This window comes from Nostoc sp. TCL240-02, assembly GCF_013343235.1.
Taxonomy (GTDB): Bacteria; Cyanobacteriota; Cyanobacteriia; order Cyanobacteriales; family Nostocaceae; genus Nostoc.
The window spans coordinates 3174722-3190836 of the sequence record NZ_CP040094.1; the positions used below are offsets into that span (position 1 = coordinate 3174722).

Below are 16115 nucleotides of genomic sequence, written 5' to 3' on the forward strand. Positions count from 1 at the left end.
TCATTTGTCATTTGTCAGTTGCTTTTCTACTAACTACTGACCATTGACTAATGACTACGATCCAGTGGGCATTACTTGTGGTTGCAAATAGCAAATCAAATCTTGAATTCCCTTTTGCAGATACCGCGTTACCGTCATTGGACTAGTGCCAATATTTTTAGCGGCATCCTTGCGGGAAAGTTCTTTCAAAAATACCATTTCGACTGCCATGCGGGGCTTTTCTTCCAACATATTGATTGCACCTTGCAGTTGTTGGCGTTCTTCTTCTTGTTGTAAAAGAACATGAGAACGAGGACAAGGAAGTGCTTCACCCAAGGTTATTTGGCAATCAACATAGTTAACTGCGGTTGCATCTAAACTTAAAGGCATCCGATTTTGAGCAGCTAACTTGGTTTCTTGCCATTCTTGTACAGATACCCGAAGTTCGCTGGCAATTTCAGCATCTTTAGGCTGACGACCTAAAGACATTGCTAAGTCCTTGCGAATCTTTTGCCCTTCATTGTATAATTCTTGCCAACGACGAGGAATTTTTAATAAAGTGCTGCGATCGCGCAAAAAGTGCAGCATCTCTCCACGAATATATGGCACTGCAAAGGAACTAAAAGCATATCCTTGGCTAGGGTCGAAACGCTCAATAGCCCTAATCAAACCAAAATACCCAATTTGTTCTAAATCTTCATAAGGTTCATTACATTGATGGCTGAATTTATGAGCCATCTTCCGTACTAAGCCAGTATGTAACTGTACAAGTTTATTACGAAGTTTAATAGAAGGATTCTGGTGGTACAAGTGTAATAATTCTATACCATCAGTTCGTAAAGAGGACTCACTTGTTGCCATATACATTCCTTTGTTGAAACTCCTATTCCTCAGAAAACGGAGTTGCGTATATTTTCTTCTAAGCTGTTATTATTTTGCTTAGTCAGGGAAGAATAAGCCATCGTCGTTTCACTGAACTTATGAGGGGTCTAACTCCATAATTCAGTATTTGTACGCATGATTTTCATAACCTTTCTGTTGCAGGTTATTTTTGTTTTTCACATAAAAATTTCAACATTGGATAATGTTTTTTGTTTAGTCGTCTCTTCTCTTTCTGGTTGCTGGCCCAAAATCTTGGTAAGAATAGGAATAGGCAGAACGTTTTCCTAAAAAACAGTTTTTCAATATGAGCAATACCAGTAATTTTCGTGAAGCTATCCGTGAGGCTAAATCTCACGCCCTCGTTGGCCCAAACGTAATTGCCAACGCCCTCCCCTACGTCGGTGGTGGATTGGTGCTAACGGCATTAGGAACCTACGGTGGTTTGGGAGTTATCCGTACTAACCCCGAAATATTCTTCCCCACCTTCATTGGTGCAGTGATTTTGGAGTTAATTTTGTTCTTTGTTGCCCAAAATGTTGCCCAAAAAAGTAACAAGGGTCTTGCGTTACCCCTGTTGGCAACCTACAGCCTGTTGTCTGGATATACTCTCAGTGGCTTGGTATTTGTCGCTTTGAGATCGCAAGGTGTTGGCATTCAAGGCATTGGGTTGGCTGCCCTTGGTTGTGGCGTTACTTTTATTTTCGCCCGTCAAATAGGTTCAAATCTTTCTGAACAAGATGGCATGGCTTTGACAAAAACCATCAATCTTGGCGTTATCGCCTTGGTGGTTGTGTGCCTTGCCCAGTTTGGGTTTGCCATGTTTGGTGTTTACACGCCAAATTGGTTAGAAATCGCCATTTCCGGTTTAGGAGTATTTCTGTTTGTTGGGGTTTCTGTTGTCGATTTCTACATCTTGCCCCGCACTTACAGCGATGACCAATATCTGCCTGCTGCTTTGTCGATGTACCTTACTTACATCAACTTATTCGTCTTTATCTTGCGCTTGCTAATTGCCATCAATGGCCGCGATTAATTGTCTGTAGACACTAACAAAAGTCAAGTTTTATAAAGTTAAACCGTGGTTAAATTTTTAGCAACCACGGTTTTTTTATTTGTTTAACAGTAGAATATGTAGATTAAGTTAATCTTCAAGTGAGCAAAATTATGCTTGAATTCTTAAATATCACAATTGAAGTAGAAAAATTGTCTAATATCTTGGGGAAGGCTGAGGACTGTCTTTGACCTCCAATATTTGACTGCAAGAATTCAATATTTAGATCAAGTAATTGCTCAACCGAGTTTTTGGAATAATCCAACCCTTGCTTATAAAGTCCTTCAAGAAATTGAGTACTCCATATTCTACAAGGATACTGCTGGCGAATGGTGGGTTTGACCCCTCAAGCTAACCAGTTTTAGAATCACAAGATATTTTTGGTGGTAATTTCTTGAAAGTGCGGTGTGAACTGCACTTTTTTAGTCACAAAAATGTGCGACCAAATTACAACCTAACTGTATCAGGACATTTGTTGTGATTAAATTGAGCTACTTAATCAAGACTAACAAACACGTAATCGCGCGAATAAGGTAGTACGAGTTTGAGCTTTATTTACCTGCTTTGACCATGTAAAAAAGCGACTTAGATTGATTGCACAAGCAGTAGCAACATGTTGTAAATGGGTTTTTACTAAGCCACAATATCGCGCTTGTCGTAAATTAAATTTACACACAGCTTGAGAAATAGTACCCTCAATCCCGGCTCGACGTTGATATTTTTGTTGAAATTCTCTTGAGACTTGTTCGCGGCGACGTTGTTTTCGCGCTCACTTTTATCTTTGGGTAAACGGTAATTATCAAATCGCCAACTATAATTGTCAAACCAGTCTTCGCTGACAATCCTTTCAAGAATTCAGAAAATACAACTTTGTGAGTATTTTCTGACTCTTTATTCTCTTCAGTTATCGGGGGTCTAACCCATACTAGGTTAAACCCCTAATTCGCCAGCAGTATCCTACAAGCATCAGGAATATCAGCGCTGGTGTTCGATTCTAGAAGATATCAAGGCTGCACTGGAATTGTTGGAATTATCAGCCGATGAGCAATTACTAGACTTGTCCGAAATATTAACTTAGGAAAAGAAAAATGGTAAAACGTTAAGTTGAGCGTTTACTATTTTTCAGAATTAGTTATGGTTTGTGATTATATCGAGAAATATCCACACAGAACAAAACAAATTTTAGGGATTAGTTACAAGCAACTACAATCATTATTAAATTGCGCCATAAAACGACACCAAGACATCAAAACTAAACAGGAGAGTCAGAAAATTAGAATGAATGCATCTGGTGGTGGTCGTCCCGAAAAGTTATCAACCGACGAACAAGTATGTTTGTGCTTATTTTATCTAAGACAGATGCCAACTTTTCTTGTATTAGGAATGTTATTTGAGGTATCGAAGACAGAGGCTAACGATACTTTTCATTACTGGATACCAATCCTGCGAGACATTTTACCCGCTAGTTTATTAGAACAAGTATCAAATAATGAGAGTGATTTACTATTTGTTCAAGAAATATTAACCAATTTTCGGCTATTAGTCGATAGTCTAGAACAACCAAAATATAGGGATTCCGACCAAAAGGAACAACAAAAATATTTTTCTGGTAAGAAGAGGCAACATACATTAAAAAGTTTAATGATTGGGATACCAGAAGGTAAGGATATTGTAGAAGTAGAGATAGGCGTTCCTGGACCAACAGCAGATATAAAATTGTTTCGTCAATCTCAGCACAAATTTGATAAATCTCAACTTTTTTCAGGTGATAAAGGGTTTCAAGGTGGCAAAAACATCACTACTCCTCATAAAAGAAAACCGAAGCGAGAATTAACTCAACAGCAAAAAGATGAAAACAAGGCTTTATCTAATAATCGAATATTCATTGAACATTTAATTCGATTACTTAAAATATTTCGCATAGCTTCACAAAGATTTCGATTAAAGCTCGATACTTATGAACAAATTATTTTCACAGTATGTGGATTGGTTAGATTAAGAATAGTTAGCTTAATTTTGCCAACTTAACTACTAAGAGTAGTCAGGAAAATCTCAAAAAGTAGGAGTGATATTTTATGCCTCTAAACTAACAGTAACTGTCTCAAAGCCTTATTACTGCGTTTTTCCGCAAATATCAAAGTTTTGCCTCAAAGCTTTGAACAGTCTGGCTTTGGAGTTTTCGGACAAGTCTAATGGTTCTTCATCCACTAAGCCAACTGATAGTGGTGGGTATGCAGACATCGAAATTCCCAGAGGAGTGGATATTGAAATCTTCCTTAGACATAAAGAGTATGCGTCAGAAAACCACAGAATAAATTCTGAAATAGAGCCTGGTAAAGTGAAGGAATTTTTCTTAAAGAAAGCTAGAGCTAATTCAGAATCTGTACCATTTTCAAAGGTTTCTGGACTTAGTACTAATATATCCGTAAAGGAGAACATCTCCAGAACTAACTACACTAATTCTCAAAGAGTCAGCGACGTGTAAATTTAGGTGGTAGAAGCCTTACATTTCAAGTTCGTTCAAGATTCTAATTGTGATAAGGACTTGTGTATACACGGTAGCCCCAGTCTGTGGGGTTTGGAGTATAGGTAAAAGTAGGAGTGACTATATATGAGAGATGTAACACGATTTATTGATGGTTCAGACTACGCTACTAAGAGACGCAGTAAAGGTATTCTGCGTTTTAAATCAACAAAGACTGGCTTTTGCTTTCTCAAAAAAAGTTGGCCTTTTAGATTGTTATCACCTTTTGACACTTCACTACGTTTAGTTGCGATAGCGATTATCAGTGTTTATCAACGCCATCTCTCACCAAGGAAAGGCTATTCCTGCGCGCATCGAATTCTACATGGCGGTGACTCTTGTTCGGAGTACGTAAAGAATGTTCTTGCAGACAAGAGTCTGTTTGAATCTACTCTTATTGCTAGGCAAAGATTTAGAGAATGTAATATTGCATACATATCTGTAAAGAACCGAGTTGTCGAGTCTAAGGGTTCAGTTATGCGATCAGTAGGCCCTGATGACTTTATTACTCTTATTATTGGCATTATTATTAGCATTATCACTGCTATCCTCGCTTTTATATTTGGAAAAAAGTGCGATTGCAAGTAGATGCTTGCACGCCTAAGTCCTCTGAAAACCTAGCTTCACCTGTCAATGGTCTTTTTGTCTCCATCAGCCACTAGCCTTTTTAGAATCCCAGTAGGATTAGCACAGACACATTCAGTAAACTAGAATTCCGTCGGATGAAAGCTACTGGTGATGTTATCAAGGTTACTAGCCGCAGATAATTTGAGGTGTTAAGTGGATTGACTCTTAAATTTTGTTCGTTTAACCATAATAAAAATATAAATACACTTAAGACACTTAAGAAATTTCTCTCCTTCTGCCTATGTCTCAAACATGGAAAAATTATATTATGGTTGCTATTGCGCTTCCAGCAATGCTCGGTTTTGTAGCTTTGGGAGAAAAATTTTTGGGTACGTCTGAGACTCCTGGCACAATTCCGGGGAGTATATCAACCAAGCCTGAGACAGAAACGGTAAAGCTGCGAATTCGTTCAAAAGGGGACAAAGAACCAATACAGGATGTGAGTGTGGAGTTTGCGGTTTCTAATGGTTCTTCATCCACTAAGCCAACTGATAGTGGTGGGTATACAGACATCGAAATTCCGAAAGGTGTGGATATTGAAATTTTCCTTAGACATAAAGAGTATGCGCCAGAAAACTACAGAATAAATTCTGACATAGAGCGTGGTAAAGTGAAGGAATTTTACTTGAAGCGTAAGCCTAAAGTAAGTTCGTCCTCCATTTCAACACCATCAGAACCAGAGCCAACGATTTCAGGAGTATGGATAGGCAAATATGCTTGTAAACAAGGGATCACTGGTGTGAATGTCACTATCACTCAAACTGGAGATGAGGTTAAGGCTATATTTTCTTTTTATCCTGTTCCAGAAAACCCGAACATTCCAAGTGGAAAAGCAGAATATAAGGGAAATTTCTACTCTACTTCTCGGGAGATAATCTTTCCACAGGGAACATGGATAGATAGACCTGCTATAAACTGGACAGCTTACGGGTTTAACGGTCAATTCGATGAAAACTTAGAAACGTTTTCCGGGAAAATGGATCATTATAGTTGCAGGACTAGGACTATTAATTTAACAAGAAAAGACAGCTAAGACACAATCTATTGGGCATCAATTTTTCACCAATATGTAGCACAGGGTATTTATTTGCTTGATTGGGGAATGAAGGCGGAATCGATGACCTTAATTAACTAAAAATATTAAGACAGTCTTGAAACCCACATTCTATAGCCGCAGGTTTAGCACATCATAATGACTAGAGCTTTTATTGTTTTCAGCTATTAGCCTAACGTAGTAGGATTATTGATGTGAAAGAAAGGCTATGATTTGCAGGGTGAATAGCGATCGCTAGTAGGCACCCTAAAATAAGAACAAAAGACGATTCCTAAAACAAGCACACTCCATGCGTATTTCTCTAAATTGGCTGCGCGAACTAGTAGAGATAAAACTTAGTCCAGAAGAATTAGCCGAAACCCTGACAATGGCGGGGTTTGAGGTTGAAGATATTGAAGATCGCCGCACTTGGGCAAATGGCGTGGTTGTAGGGAAAGTGCTTGAGCGTCAACCCCACCCCAACGCCGATAAATTAAGTGTTTGCCAAGTCGATATCGGTGCAGGTGAAACTTTAAATATTGTCTGTGGTGCTGCCAATGTGAAGGCAGATATCTATGTACCGATCGCAACTACGGGTACTTACTTACCCAATATCGATTTAAAAATTAAACCTGCAAAACTCCGTGGTATACCATCTCAGGGCATGATTTGTTCTTTAAAGGAACTCGGTTTGCCCACCGATGTAGACGGAATTCATATTTTTACTCAGGAAAATTTACCATTAGGTAGTGATGTGCGTCCTTTGTTAGGTCTAGATGATGTAATTTTAGACCTGACTGCAACTGCCAATCGTGCCGATGCTCTGAGTATGGTAGGTGTAGCCAGAGAAGTAGCAGCTTTAACTGGTGGAAAGTTGAGCATTCCTGAACCTGGTGAAGTCTCTATTAGCAAAAATACTGGAAATTTAACTTTAAAAATTGCCGATACCCAAGCTTGTCCTGCATATATCGGTACGGTAATTGAACAGGTAAAAATTGCTTCATCTCCCGAATGGTTGCAACAGCGTTTGCGGGCGGCTGGGGTACGTCCTATAAATAATGTTGTGGATATTACTAACTACGTTTTGTTGGAATGGGGACAACCATTGCACGCCTTCGATTGCGATCGCCTAAAATCTGTTGCAAGTAGCGAAAATTTAACCATCGGCGTTCGTTTCGCTAATAATGGCGAATCTCTCAAAACCCTAGATGGACAAACTCGCACCCTCTCAACCCAAAATTTGTTAATCACCGCTAACGACAAACCCGTTGCATTGGCGGGAGTCATGGGTGGAGAAGAAACAGAAGTCCATGAAGGGACTCAAAGCCTAGTTTTAGAAGCAGCTTTATTTGATTCCGTGGCAATTCGCCGTTCTTCGCGCAGTGTAGGCTTAAGAAGTGAAGCTTCTGGCAGATATGAACGGGGAGTTAACCGTGCTGAGTTGGAAATAGCTAATCGCCGCGCCTTATCCTTAATTAGCGAATTAGCTAGTGTAATTCTTGTCCAGCAGGAAATTGCCGACACCCGCCCCCATCCTTCTACTTGGAGTCGTTCGATCGCACTGCGTTTAGACCGAGTTAATCAGATACTAGGGCCAATCGATTTGGGAGAGGACACAGGTGAACTCCAAGAACAAGATGTTGAACGCATCCTAACTGCACTAGGATGTCAATTGACTCCTTCACGTGAAGATAGCAACCATCAACCTACATGGTCAGTTTCCGTCCCACCCTATCGTTACCGCGACTTAGAGCGAGAAATTGATTTAATTGAAGAAATCGCCCGTCTCTATGGTTACAACAGATTCTGCGATACCTTACCAGAAAAATCGGAAGGTGGTTATCTGCCTTTAGATGAGGAACTGATTCGCAAGTTACGGGCTTTCCTCCGGGCTGAAGGACTGACAGAATTAATCCACTATTCTTTAGTTAAACCAGGAGAAGACAGACAGATAGTCCTGTCAAATCCTTTATTTGCCGAATATTCAGCCCTGCGAAACGATTTGCTATCTGGGTTGATTGATGCCTTTCAATACAATTTAGAGCAAGGTAATGGTTCCCTAAACGGCTTTGAAATCGGGCAAATTTTCTGGCGAGAAGAAGACGGTTTGCAAGAGACAGAAGCCCTGGCTGGGATTATGGGAGGCGATCGCACCGTTGGCAAATGGTCAAAAAGTGGACGCGAAGAACCCGTCACCTGGTTTGAAGCCAAAGGCACTTTAGAAAGCATATTTCGGCAGCTTGCCTTGGAGGTAGAATTCCAACCAGATTGCCGAGATAATCGGTTACATCCAGGACGCACCGCCTCTTTGTGGATTCGGGGTAACAGGCTAGGGATTTTTGGACAACTCCATCCCCAACTGCGACGAGAAAAAGGTTTACCAGATTCCGTTTATGTTTTTCAGTTGGATCTAGATGTGCTTTTAGAATCTCTAGGACAAGACGAAATTCTTGTGCCAACATTCCAGCCATATTCTACCTATCCAGCTAGCGATCGCGACATCGCCTTTTTCGCACCCGTGAAAATCTCAGTTTCCGAAATTGAAAAAGTAATTACCAAAGCTGGTAAAGATTTGCTCGAATCGGTGGAATTATTTGATGAATATCGCGGCGAAAATGTCCCCGAAGGGCAGAGGAGTTTAGCATTCCGCTTAGTTTATCGGGCAAGCGATCGCACTTTGACTGAAGCAGAAGTCGAACCAGTACACAATAAAGTCCGCGAAGCCTTGGTGGAAAAATTCGGCGTAAATCTCAGAAGTTAGTCATTTGTCATTTGTTAAGAGTTAGGAGTTAGGAGTTAATAATTCCTCACTCTTAAACCTACTGGTTCCAAAATCTAAAATCCAAAATTGGTAAAGTTATGACTAAATATGTACTCTGGGGAACTTACTGCGAAGACGTTCTTGAAAAACGTACCCCCCACCGTCAAGCTCATTTAGACGGATTAGCAAAACAAAAAGAATCCGGTGTGCTGATTACTATTGGCCCCACCAAAGATGTTACAAAAGTTTTTGGGATTTACGAAGCCGAAGACGAAGCCACTGTGCGCCAGTTGATTGAAAACGATCCCTACTGGAAAAATGGCATCTGGACTGAATATTCTGTCAAAGAATGGATTCAGGCTGTTTAAATTGGGCATGGGGTATGGGGCATTGATTTTGACATCCTCACCGCCGTGAACGCACTCTTAAGAAGGAGTAATGAGTAACAAGTAATAAGTAATGAGTAAATACCCATTTTTCATACACTCATTACTCATTACTCTTTACTCATTACTTTAAAGCCGTGCTGGAAGCACAGGGTTTTAAACCAATTTTTCTGATAATTCTCCTTCCCAATTCCCCATTCCCAACTTATGAAAATTTGGCAGGTTGATTTTTATCGTCGTCCCTCACAAGATGCATCGGGACAAATTTTATGGGATTTGTTGATTTGTGACGCAACTCGCAGCTTTGAGTATGAAGCTACCTGTCTCCAGTCAGCAGCAAATTCTAATTGGGTTGCAGATCAACTTGAGTTAGCATCTGGTGAAAAATTGCCAGATGTGATTCAGGTATTTCGTCCTCAGTCTCTAAGTTTAATTGAGGCAGCTGGACGCAATTTAAGTATAAATATCGAACCTACCCGCCACACTTTGGCCTTAAAGCAGTGGTTACAAGAAAAGCAGTATCCCTCAACGCTGGATAAGCCACCTCCAGCACCATTACCAGAGAACCTCTGGGGAGAACAATGGCGGTTTGCGACTCTAGCTGCTAGTGATGTGGAAACGAGTTTTAGCGATCGCCCCATTCCCATTTTGCACATCCCAGAACATCTCAAACCCATCAATTTGGGTTTAGCGTCAACAGTGCCCGTCCCTGGTGTAGTAATTTATGGTGGACGGCAATCGATGCGCCTAGCACGCTGGTTACAGCAAGCCCGTCCTGTGGCATTAAACTACATTTCTGGCGCACCAGACGGCTTAGTATTAGAAGCTGGCTTAGTAGATAGGTGGATTGTTGCCACTTTTGAAGATCCAGAAGTTACAACAGCAGCCCAAACATTTGAACAACGAAAAAAGCATTGCCGAGGATTACATTTTTTGTTAGTGCAACCAGATGATTCTGGGATGACTTATAGTGCCTTTTGGTTATTACAGGCAGAAGATTGATATGGCGTTGCCAAAAATATCTGTCCACTGAATTTCTGCTCAAAAAATAGACTAAAGCTATGTCTGACGGTAAGTCACTACCTGTTTACCCTTTATTGTATGCCTATGTATGTAAGGTACATAGACTTAGCAAATTATAGTATGATAATTAAATCATACTAAATAGTAATACAAAAAATAATATAGATGCTCAAAGTTACAATTACCTTAGAAGAAGATATTCTGCAATTTGTAGATCAGTATGCACAGGGAAATCGTAGTGCATACATCAATACACTGCTAGCAGAACACCGCCGCCGAATTTTAGCAGCAGAAATGATTGCAGCCCTCAAGCAGGATGCTGAAGATCCAGAATATCAAACTGAAATTGCTGCTTGGGATAGTGTTGTTGGGGATGGCATAAATGCCAGGGAGTAGTTTAACTTATCAGCGAGGAGAAATACGTTGGGTTAATCTTGATCCAACAGTGGGGGCTGAAGCGAAAAAAATCCGCGCTTGCTTGATTGTGCAAAATGACATCATGAATCAGTATGGATTGCTGACAATTGTGATGCCATTTCGACCCGGAAGTAAACAAGCGCCCTACGTTGTAAATGTGAAAGCAACACCAAATAATGGACTAGACCAAGACAGTTTTATAGATATTGGCCAAATTCGTGCTGTTGATCATAGTCGTATTTTGGGTTTGGTAGGTGTGCTGGAGTCAGAGTACTGGGAACTTATTCATACAGCTTTAAATGTAGTTCTGGGATTTGTAGTTTAGGGGTGTTAGGGAATAAAAATAGAGATTAAAGTGACGCGAAGGCGATCGCTCTATATTAGAGAGTAGGCATTGCTAAAAAATGTGGAACAAGGTGCAATATTATTTAAAGTAATGCCCACTCCAATACGATTCGGATAAGGTTTTTGATGAACGTTATAGATCGCGAAGACGCAATAAATCACCATCTCTTTCCTTAACCAAACCGTATTGATGCCCACCCTACCACTGCCCTGAATTATCTTCTTGTTGCAAACCTATCAATTGTCGCCGCTTCCAAGCATAGTGAAGAATATTAATTCCAAGTTCCTGGGCTGTACGAATAGTCAATCTGGGTAAACTCAAATCTCTATCCAGTCCCCAAGCAGTCGCTAAATCACCAATTACTAGAATAATTCCGCCACCGATTAATATTTTAATTTGCTGTTGATTAACCATTGGCAAGGCAGCAAATAAGAAAGGTTTTGTCCTTAAAGGATGACTCCGTTGCAATTCTTCTAAAGGTCTTAAAGGACTTTCTAACTGTTGTGCTAATGCTTGAGTACTCTCAATTAAAGCATTAGCATTGATTGGTGCATCAACGAGAAGCACGCCACCTAAATTTAAGTAATTTTTGAGGGATTCGAATTCAAGACTATTTAAAGAAATTGCCTGTCCACCTGTTAAATAAAGTAGGTCATAATCTTGAATATTTTCTCCTAAAGCAACCTGTCCTGGTTCATCAGCCCCTCGCAAACTAGGATATAAAGGTTCTACTGCTTGTAACAAATATGAAAGGCTGAAAAAATTACGCGCACATTCAGGATCGCTATGAGTCGCCTGTGCCATACAGACAAGTGCTTGAGGACGCATTTGTGCTTGACGGCGATAACGCAAATCAATATTGTTATATCCAGGAAAGAAAGCATCCGCAGGTTGGGTAATATCAGTATGTCCTGGTTGCAGAAGTATTCGACATATTTCTATTTCTGAACTGGCTGGTATTGAGTTTCTTTGGTCAATTCGATAGGTTTCTTGAACAATGTCTCTTTGCTGTCCACGCCGTAATTCATCAGGATCTACATAGCTAACTACTAAGTAGATCATGAGTGGTTCAGAACTTACTACTTCTATATCAATGGGAAAATCATAAGAAGTTGGTACAACAATTAAATTACCTGCTAAATCAATTGCAATACCAGGTTGAATTTGTACCCAACGCCCATCTCGATATCTAGCTTCTACTTGACTTGGGGCTGCCACATCTCGAACGCCTAAACCACAAACAATTCCTGGTTGGTTTAAACTTTGATATTGAGCATTTTGCCGATTTCGATGATAATCATGGGCTGTGCGCCATCGCTCTGCATTGATTAGTAATCCGTCTGCGGCTTGTAGACGTTCAAGAGATTTGATTGGTGGGGGTGGAAAAGGATGGGACATAACGATTTTAGATTTTGGATTAAAAGTTAATACAGTTCAGTTAAGCATTTCTTCCTTCTCTTCCTTTGCGTCCTTTGCGTCCTTCGCGGTTCGTTAAAAAAATTTACTTTGACAAAGCGTTAAGCCTTAACTGAACCGTATTGGATTAAAAGTCTGTTTTAGGAGTTTTAAATAATACTACCTATTCAAGATGTAGGGTGTATTATGCTAAAGCAATAACACACTCTACAATTTAATTACAAATGATTTAATTAGAAGGATTTTCAATAGATAATTCATAAGTGCAGAAAGCAGGCTTTTCTTGTTCTATTATTCTTTGGATAAGTTGCTCATTAATAATGCCACTAGAAAGATTTGAACGTAAACGTACTATAAAATGATATGGTTGCCCACCTGCTAAAACTGCATTTCCTAATTGTGCATCTCCTATAATGAAACTTGGCCCAAAAGGTTCTGTGATACTAATATGTTTATCAGCTTCATTTGCTAAATCTTCATCGAGTGGTAAACCAGTATAAAGATGTAAATAGAGACGCAATCCTTTACGAGTTCCCCGCCAGCGATAAAGTTCTACAGCCCGACGAATTAAACGCCTTTGTTGCTGGAGATCCCAAACTGAATCTACTTGCCAAGCAACCCAATGAGCCATGAAAGGTAGTAATGCTTGTGGTGCTGTCAAGGGATCTAGGTTTGCCCACATGACATTGTAACTATCAACTATTGGTTGAAAAGCTTGCTCAAATATCTTCATGAAGCGACCAATAAAGTCTACTTCTCGATACAAAATTGGCAAGAACTCCATGTAGGCGGTGTAGGGACGGATATATAAATCGAAATACTCGCTTCTCTCGATTTGTTCATTCTCCGTTCCTGTGTCTATATATAAAGTAATTAGGCTACGAAAATTGAGTGTTAACTTGTCTTTTTTTCCAGGAGAAATTGCTTCTTGGTCTTCAAAAAATGTGTCAGGAATTGAGAAGTAGAGAACAGCATCCATTTGTCCACGAGGTGGTATCTCACTACCCTCTGTGCCAATTTGACACCACTGGGATGGAAAGTTTCCGTCAACGCTTAAGCTTACCCGCAAAGGACGTTGTTCTAAGTTTTGCACTTGCACAATCATCTCGCTGGGATGTCCAGGATGCAAAAGTAAAGTACGTCCACCTATATCCATATCCGCGTTTGCAAATCCTAAACCCGCCACAGGTAAAGCTTCAGGTATTTGCATTGGCGTTAATTGAATGCTTACAGCCGGACTAGAGCGACTTTGAACCATAGGATTAGGGAATGGGGAATGGGGAATTGAGAATGGATGTGATAATAACTACTGACAAATGACAAATGACAAATTACGAATTACGAATTATTTGGATGTCGTGATTTGAACGTAGATTGGTATCAGCCCAAGAACATATCAAACCTTCCGAGCCTGGGTCAATTAATTGTTCTGGTGATGGTTGTCGTCGCCAATTTTCTCCTTGCTTGCGGATGGGAAACAGTAGGATGGGGCCTAAATGACGCACGCCTGGGGTTTGTTGCAGTAATGCCACAATATCTGATGTATAAACAGGTCGCCCAAATGGCCAACCTTTGCCGTCCATTCCTCCAGTTAATGGATTTAAATATTTATACAGTGATACTCTTAAATTCCGGCGAATTTCTTCTCTAGCAAAAGGATTATCATAAGCAGGTTCTAAAGCAATTTCTGTCTGTACAGAAACACCTACGTAATTCGGTTCTTGTAATTCTATTTGTACCCCTAATAACCGTCTTTCATCTAAGTAACTCAAAATTTGCTCTTGCAGGGCATTACTAAGAGCAAAATTTTCTGGTGTCATGCCATTACCTTGCGCGATCGCATCTGTATTTGCATAAGGTACTACAAGTAAACTAACTATACCAGCTTGCCTACGAGAATTTGCTGGCAAACACCGGACACGCGCGATCGCACCAGCACCCGCCTGTTGAGTCAAAACTTCAAAATCTTCAGCAGTGACGGCGCGATCGCGTGTGCGGAGGATGCGGGGAGCTTTTATTACAGCCTGCTCCAGCGATTCGGCATCCGCACCATTAATTGCAGGTACACGATTGACCACACTAGCAACATAAGGATACGCAGACTTCAAAAACTGGATTGCCCCTGTTTGCACATTGCCTTCTCTCCCGCCGCCTGTACGATAAGTAACCATTTTAATCTCTGCACCACGGGGAGGAATCGCCCCATATTGGTGTTCCGACTGGTTATTTTCTAGAACTTGTACAGATGTGTTATCTAGCGATGGTTCTTGAATTCTTGAGCGTACCTGGGTATGCTGTTTAAGTTGGCTAGGTTCCCGAATCAGAGGCCCAAACTGGATTGTACCAGTTAGCGAATCGATGGTGTAATGAAAGTTATGTGGCCCAGAATCAGCAAAATCTCTCACCTCAGTCCACTTTTGAGGCAAACCACCACTGGGAGTAACTAAAATATACTCATTTTCTCGGCGTTCTAAAATTGGTGCTGTTTGTAAATTGAAACTCTGACCAGGTGTACCATCACTAATTCCCAATCGCTCATCTAGAATCAGCGTACTGTGACTAGCCCTAACAGTACCGCCAATTGACCGCGCTGCTAAACCAATAATTCTTGGCGGACGATTGTAACCAGTTTCATTGGCTTCTGTGGAAACAAAGCTACACCGCAACCAGCGACCTCGGTAAGAAGTAAAATTAGCCACAGGCCAAATTTGAGGTAAATGCAAACGTACCTCTGCACCTTGAGACGGGTTTCCACCCTGTTGGGCCATTTCGTAAAAACTGAAACCGCGAGTTTTATCATCCGACTCTTGCAATAAAACTGATTGCCAATTTTCCCCGTCCCAAGCTTCCCACTTTCGCGGTGGTTGATTGGGGTTAATACCAGCAGGAGTAGCCGCAGCCCCTTGGAAAACAATTTCTAAAACATTAGCATCTAAAGGATCGTCAGAATTAATTGCTAAATAAAAACAGTTACCAGGCTGGGGTTCCTCTTCAAATATCGGTTGTTCATTACCTGTCCAGAAACCGTTAGATTGACGAGTCCATGAAGTTGTGACTCTTTCGCGCAGAGATTGGGGAATATCTTCGGTAGTTTGGGCAGTTAAGAAGTGTTGGATGCGGGGGTTGCCGATAATTAGAGGATAATCTGTACTAAAGGTAATCGCTTCTGTAGTTTCAGTGCGGATAGTTGAGGCTTCTAATCCGGCTGGAATAGTGTAGGCTTCGGGTAATGCAGCGCTTAAATAAAAAGTTAATTCCGTGCGGGCTGGGGCTGGAGGCTGGAGACGAATACCCAGTAATTCTAGGAAAGCGACATAATTTTTTCGAGGTACTTGGTTAAATCTGAGCAACATCTGGTCAGTTAACCAAGCAAATAACTCAATTAGCGTAATTCCAGGGTCGCTGAGGTTGTGGTCTGTCCATTCGGGACAGTAGCGAGGAATACGCATAATACATTCTTCCACCAAATCATCGAAGGCGCGATCGTCTAAGTTAGAAGAAGGTAATTTCGGTAAAAAATCAAAGTTCATACCAATTTAAAAAAGAATGTAACAGATATAGCAAGGGACTGGGGACTGGGTGAAAAGTCTTTTTGTGTCTAAGTTTCATCATCTGCTGATGTCCTAACCACCTTGACTGTTGCTATACAAGCCTAGAAACCCAGATGAAA

14 protein-coding genes and 1 pseudogene are annotated in these 16115 nt (G+C 40.7%); 9 read left to right on the top strand and 6 right to left on the bottom strand.

Annotated elements, in window-relative coordinates:
* Positions 1-54: 54 nt before the first annotated feature.
* Positions 55-840 carry an RNA polymerase sigma factor SigF gene (locus FBB35_RS13500; RefSeq protein ID WP_012408070.1) on the bottom strand — a complete coding sequence of 262 codons (786 nt, stop codon included), beginning with the start codon at positions 838-840 and terminating at the stop codon, positions 55-57.
* Between the two features lie 325 nt (positions 841-1165).
* On the opposite strand from FBB35_RS13500, the gene FBB35_RS13505 reads away from it, so the two are divergent.
* The gene (locus FBB35_RS13505) at positions 1166-1894 is read left to right on the top strand and encodes a Bax inhibitor-1 family protein (RefSeq protein WP_174710046.1); all 729 of its coding nucleotides are present in this window, start codon (positions 1166-1168) and stop codon (positions 1892-1894) included.
* A 523-nt stretch (positions 1895-2417) separates the two neighbouring features.
* Here the strand turns inward: FBB35_RS13505 and FBB35_RS35780 are convergent.
* Positions 2418-2666 (bottom strand): annotated as a pseudogene (locus FBB35_RS35780) (transposase); the annotation flags it as partial.
* Between the two features lie 524 nt (positions 2667-3190).
* Between FBB35_RS35780 and FBB35_RS13515 the strand changes: the two are divergent.
* Positions 3191-3940 carry a transposase family protein gene (locus FBB35_RS13515; RefSeq protein ID WP_368041835.1) on the top strand — a complete coding sequence of 250 codons (750 nt, stop codon included), beginning with the start codon at positions 3191-3193 and terminating at the stop codon, positions 3938-3940.
* Positions 3941-4024: 84 nt separating this feature from the next.
* Here FBB35_RS13515 and FBB35_RS13520 read toward each other — a convergent pair whose 3' ends face one another.
* On the bottom strand, positions 4025-4351 hold the full coding sequence (locus FBB35_RS13520; protein WP_174710047.1) for a hypothetical protein: 327 nt from the start codon (positions 4349-4351) through the stop codon (positions 4025-4027).
* Between the two features lie 172 nt (positions 4352-4523).
* Between FBB35_RS13520 and yidD the strand changes: the two genes are divergently transcribed.
* The 7 genes from yidD to FBB35_RS13555 all read left to right on the top strand — a co-directional run bounded on the left by yidD (position 4524) and on the right by FBB35_RS13555 (position 11008).
* Positions 4524-5024, top strand: coding sequence for a membrane protein insertion efficiency factor YidD (gene yidD / locus FBB35_RS13525; RefSeq protein ID WP_174710048.1), 501 nt, complete (start codon positions 4524-4526; stop codon positions 5022-5024).
* 280 nt (positions 5025-5304) lie between these two features.
* On the top strand, positions 5305-6096 hold the full coding sequence (locus FBB35_RS13530; protein WP_174710049.1) for a hypothetical protein: 792 nt from the start codon (positions 5305-5307) through the stop codon (positions 6094-6096).
* Positions 6097-6406: 310 nt separating this feature from the next.
* Positions 6407-8857, top strand: coding sequence for a phenylalanine--tRNA ligase subunit beta (pheT, locus tag FBB35_RS13535; RefSeq protein WP_174710050.1), 2451 nt, complete (start codon positions 6407-6409; stop codon positions 8855-8857).
* A 98-nt stretch (positions 8858-8955) separates the two neighbouring features.
* On the top strand, positions 8956-9225 hold the full coding sequence (locus tag FBB35_RS13540) for a YciI family protein (RefSeq protein ID WP_174710051.1): 270 nt from the start codon (positions 8956-8958) through the stop codon (positions 9223-9225).
* Positions 9226-9450: 225 nt separating this feature from the next.
* Positions 9451-10245, top strand: coding sequence for a Tab2/Atab2 family RNA-binding protein (locus FBB35_RS13545; protein ID WP_174710052.1), 795 nt, complete (start codon positions 9451-9453; stop codon positions 10243-10245).
* Positions 10246-10431: 186 nt separating this feature from the next.
* The gene (locus FBB35_RS13550) at positions 10432-10662 is read left to right on the top strand and encodes a CopG family transcriptional regulator (protein WP_174710053.1); all 231 of its coding nucleotides are present in this window, start codon (positions 10432-10434) and stop codon (positions 10660-10662) included.
* Entirely contained in the window at positions 10649-11008 is a 360-nt protein-coding gene (locus FBB35_RS13555) for a type II toxin-antitoxin system PemK/MazF family toxin (protein WP_174710054.1), read from the top strand. Before FBB35_RS13550 ends, FBB35_RS13555 begins: the two co-directional genes overlap by 14 nt.
* 219 nt (positions 11009-11227) lie before the next feature.
* On the opposite strand, the gene FBB35_RS13560 is transcribed toward FBB35_RS13555, so the two are convergent.
* The 3 genes from FBB35_RS13560 to FBB35_RS13570 all read right to left on the bottom strand — a co-directional run bounded on the left by FBB35_RS13560 (position 11228) and on the right by FBB35_RS13570 (position 15975).
* On the bottom strand, positions 11228-12427 hold the full coding sequence (locus FBB35_RS13560; RefSeq protein ID WP_174710055.1) for a DUF4159 domain-containing protein: 1200 nt from the start codon (positions 12425-12427) through the stop codon (positions 11228-11230).
* Positions 12428-12674: 247 nt separating this feature from the next.
* Entirely contained in the window at positions 12675-13703 is a 1029-nt protein-coding gene (locus FBB35_RS13565) for a phage tail protein (RefSeq protein WP_174710056.1), read from the bottom strand.
* Positions 13704-13776: 73 nt separating this feature from the next.
* A complete protein-coding gene (locus FBB35_RS13570) occupies positions 13777-15975 on the bottom strand; it encodes a putative baseplate assembly protein (protein ID WP_174710057.1) in 2199 nt (732 codons plus the stop codon).
* Positions 15976-16115 lie beyond the last annotated feature (140 nt).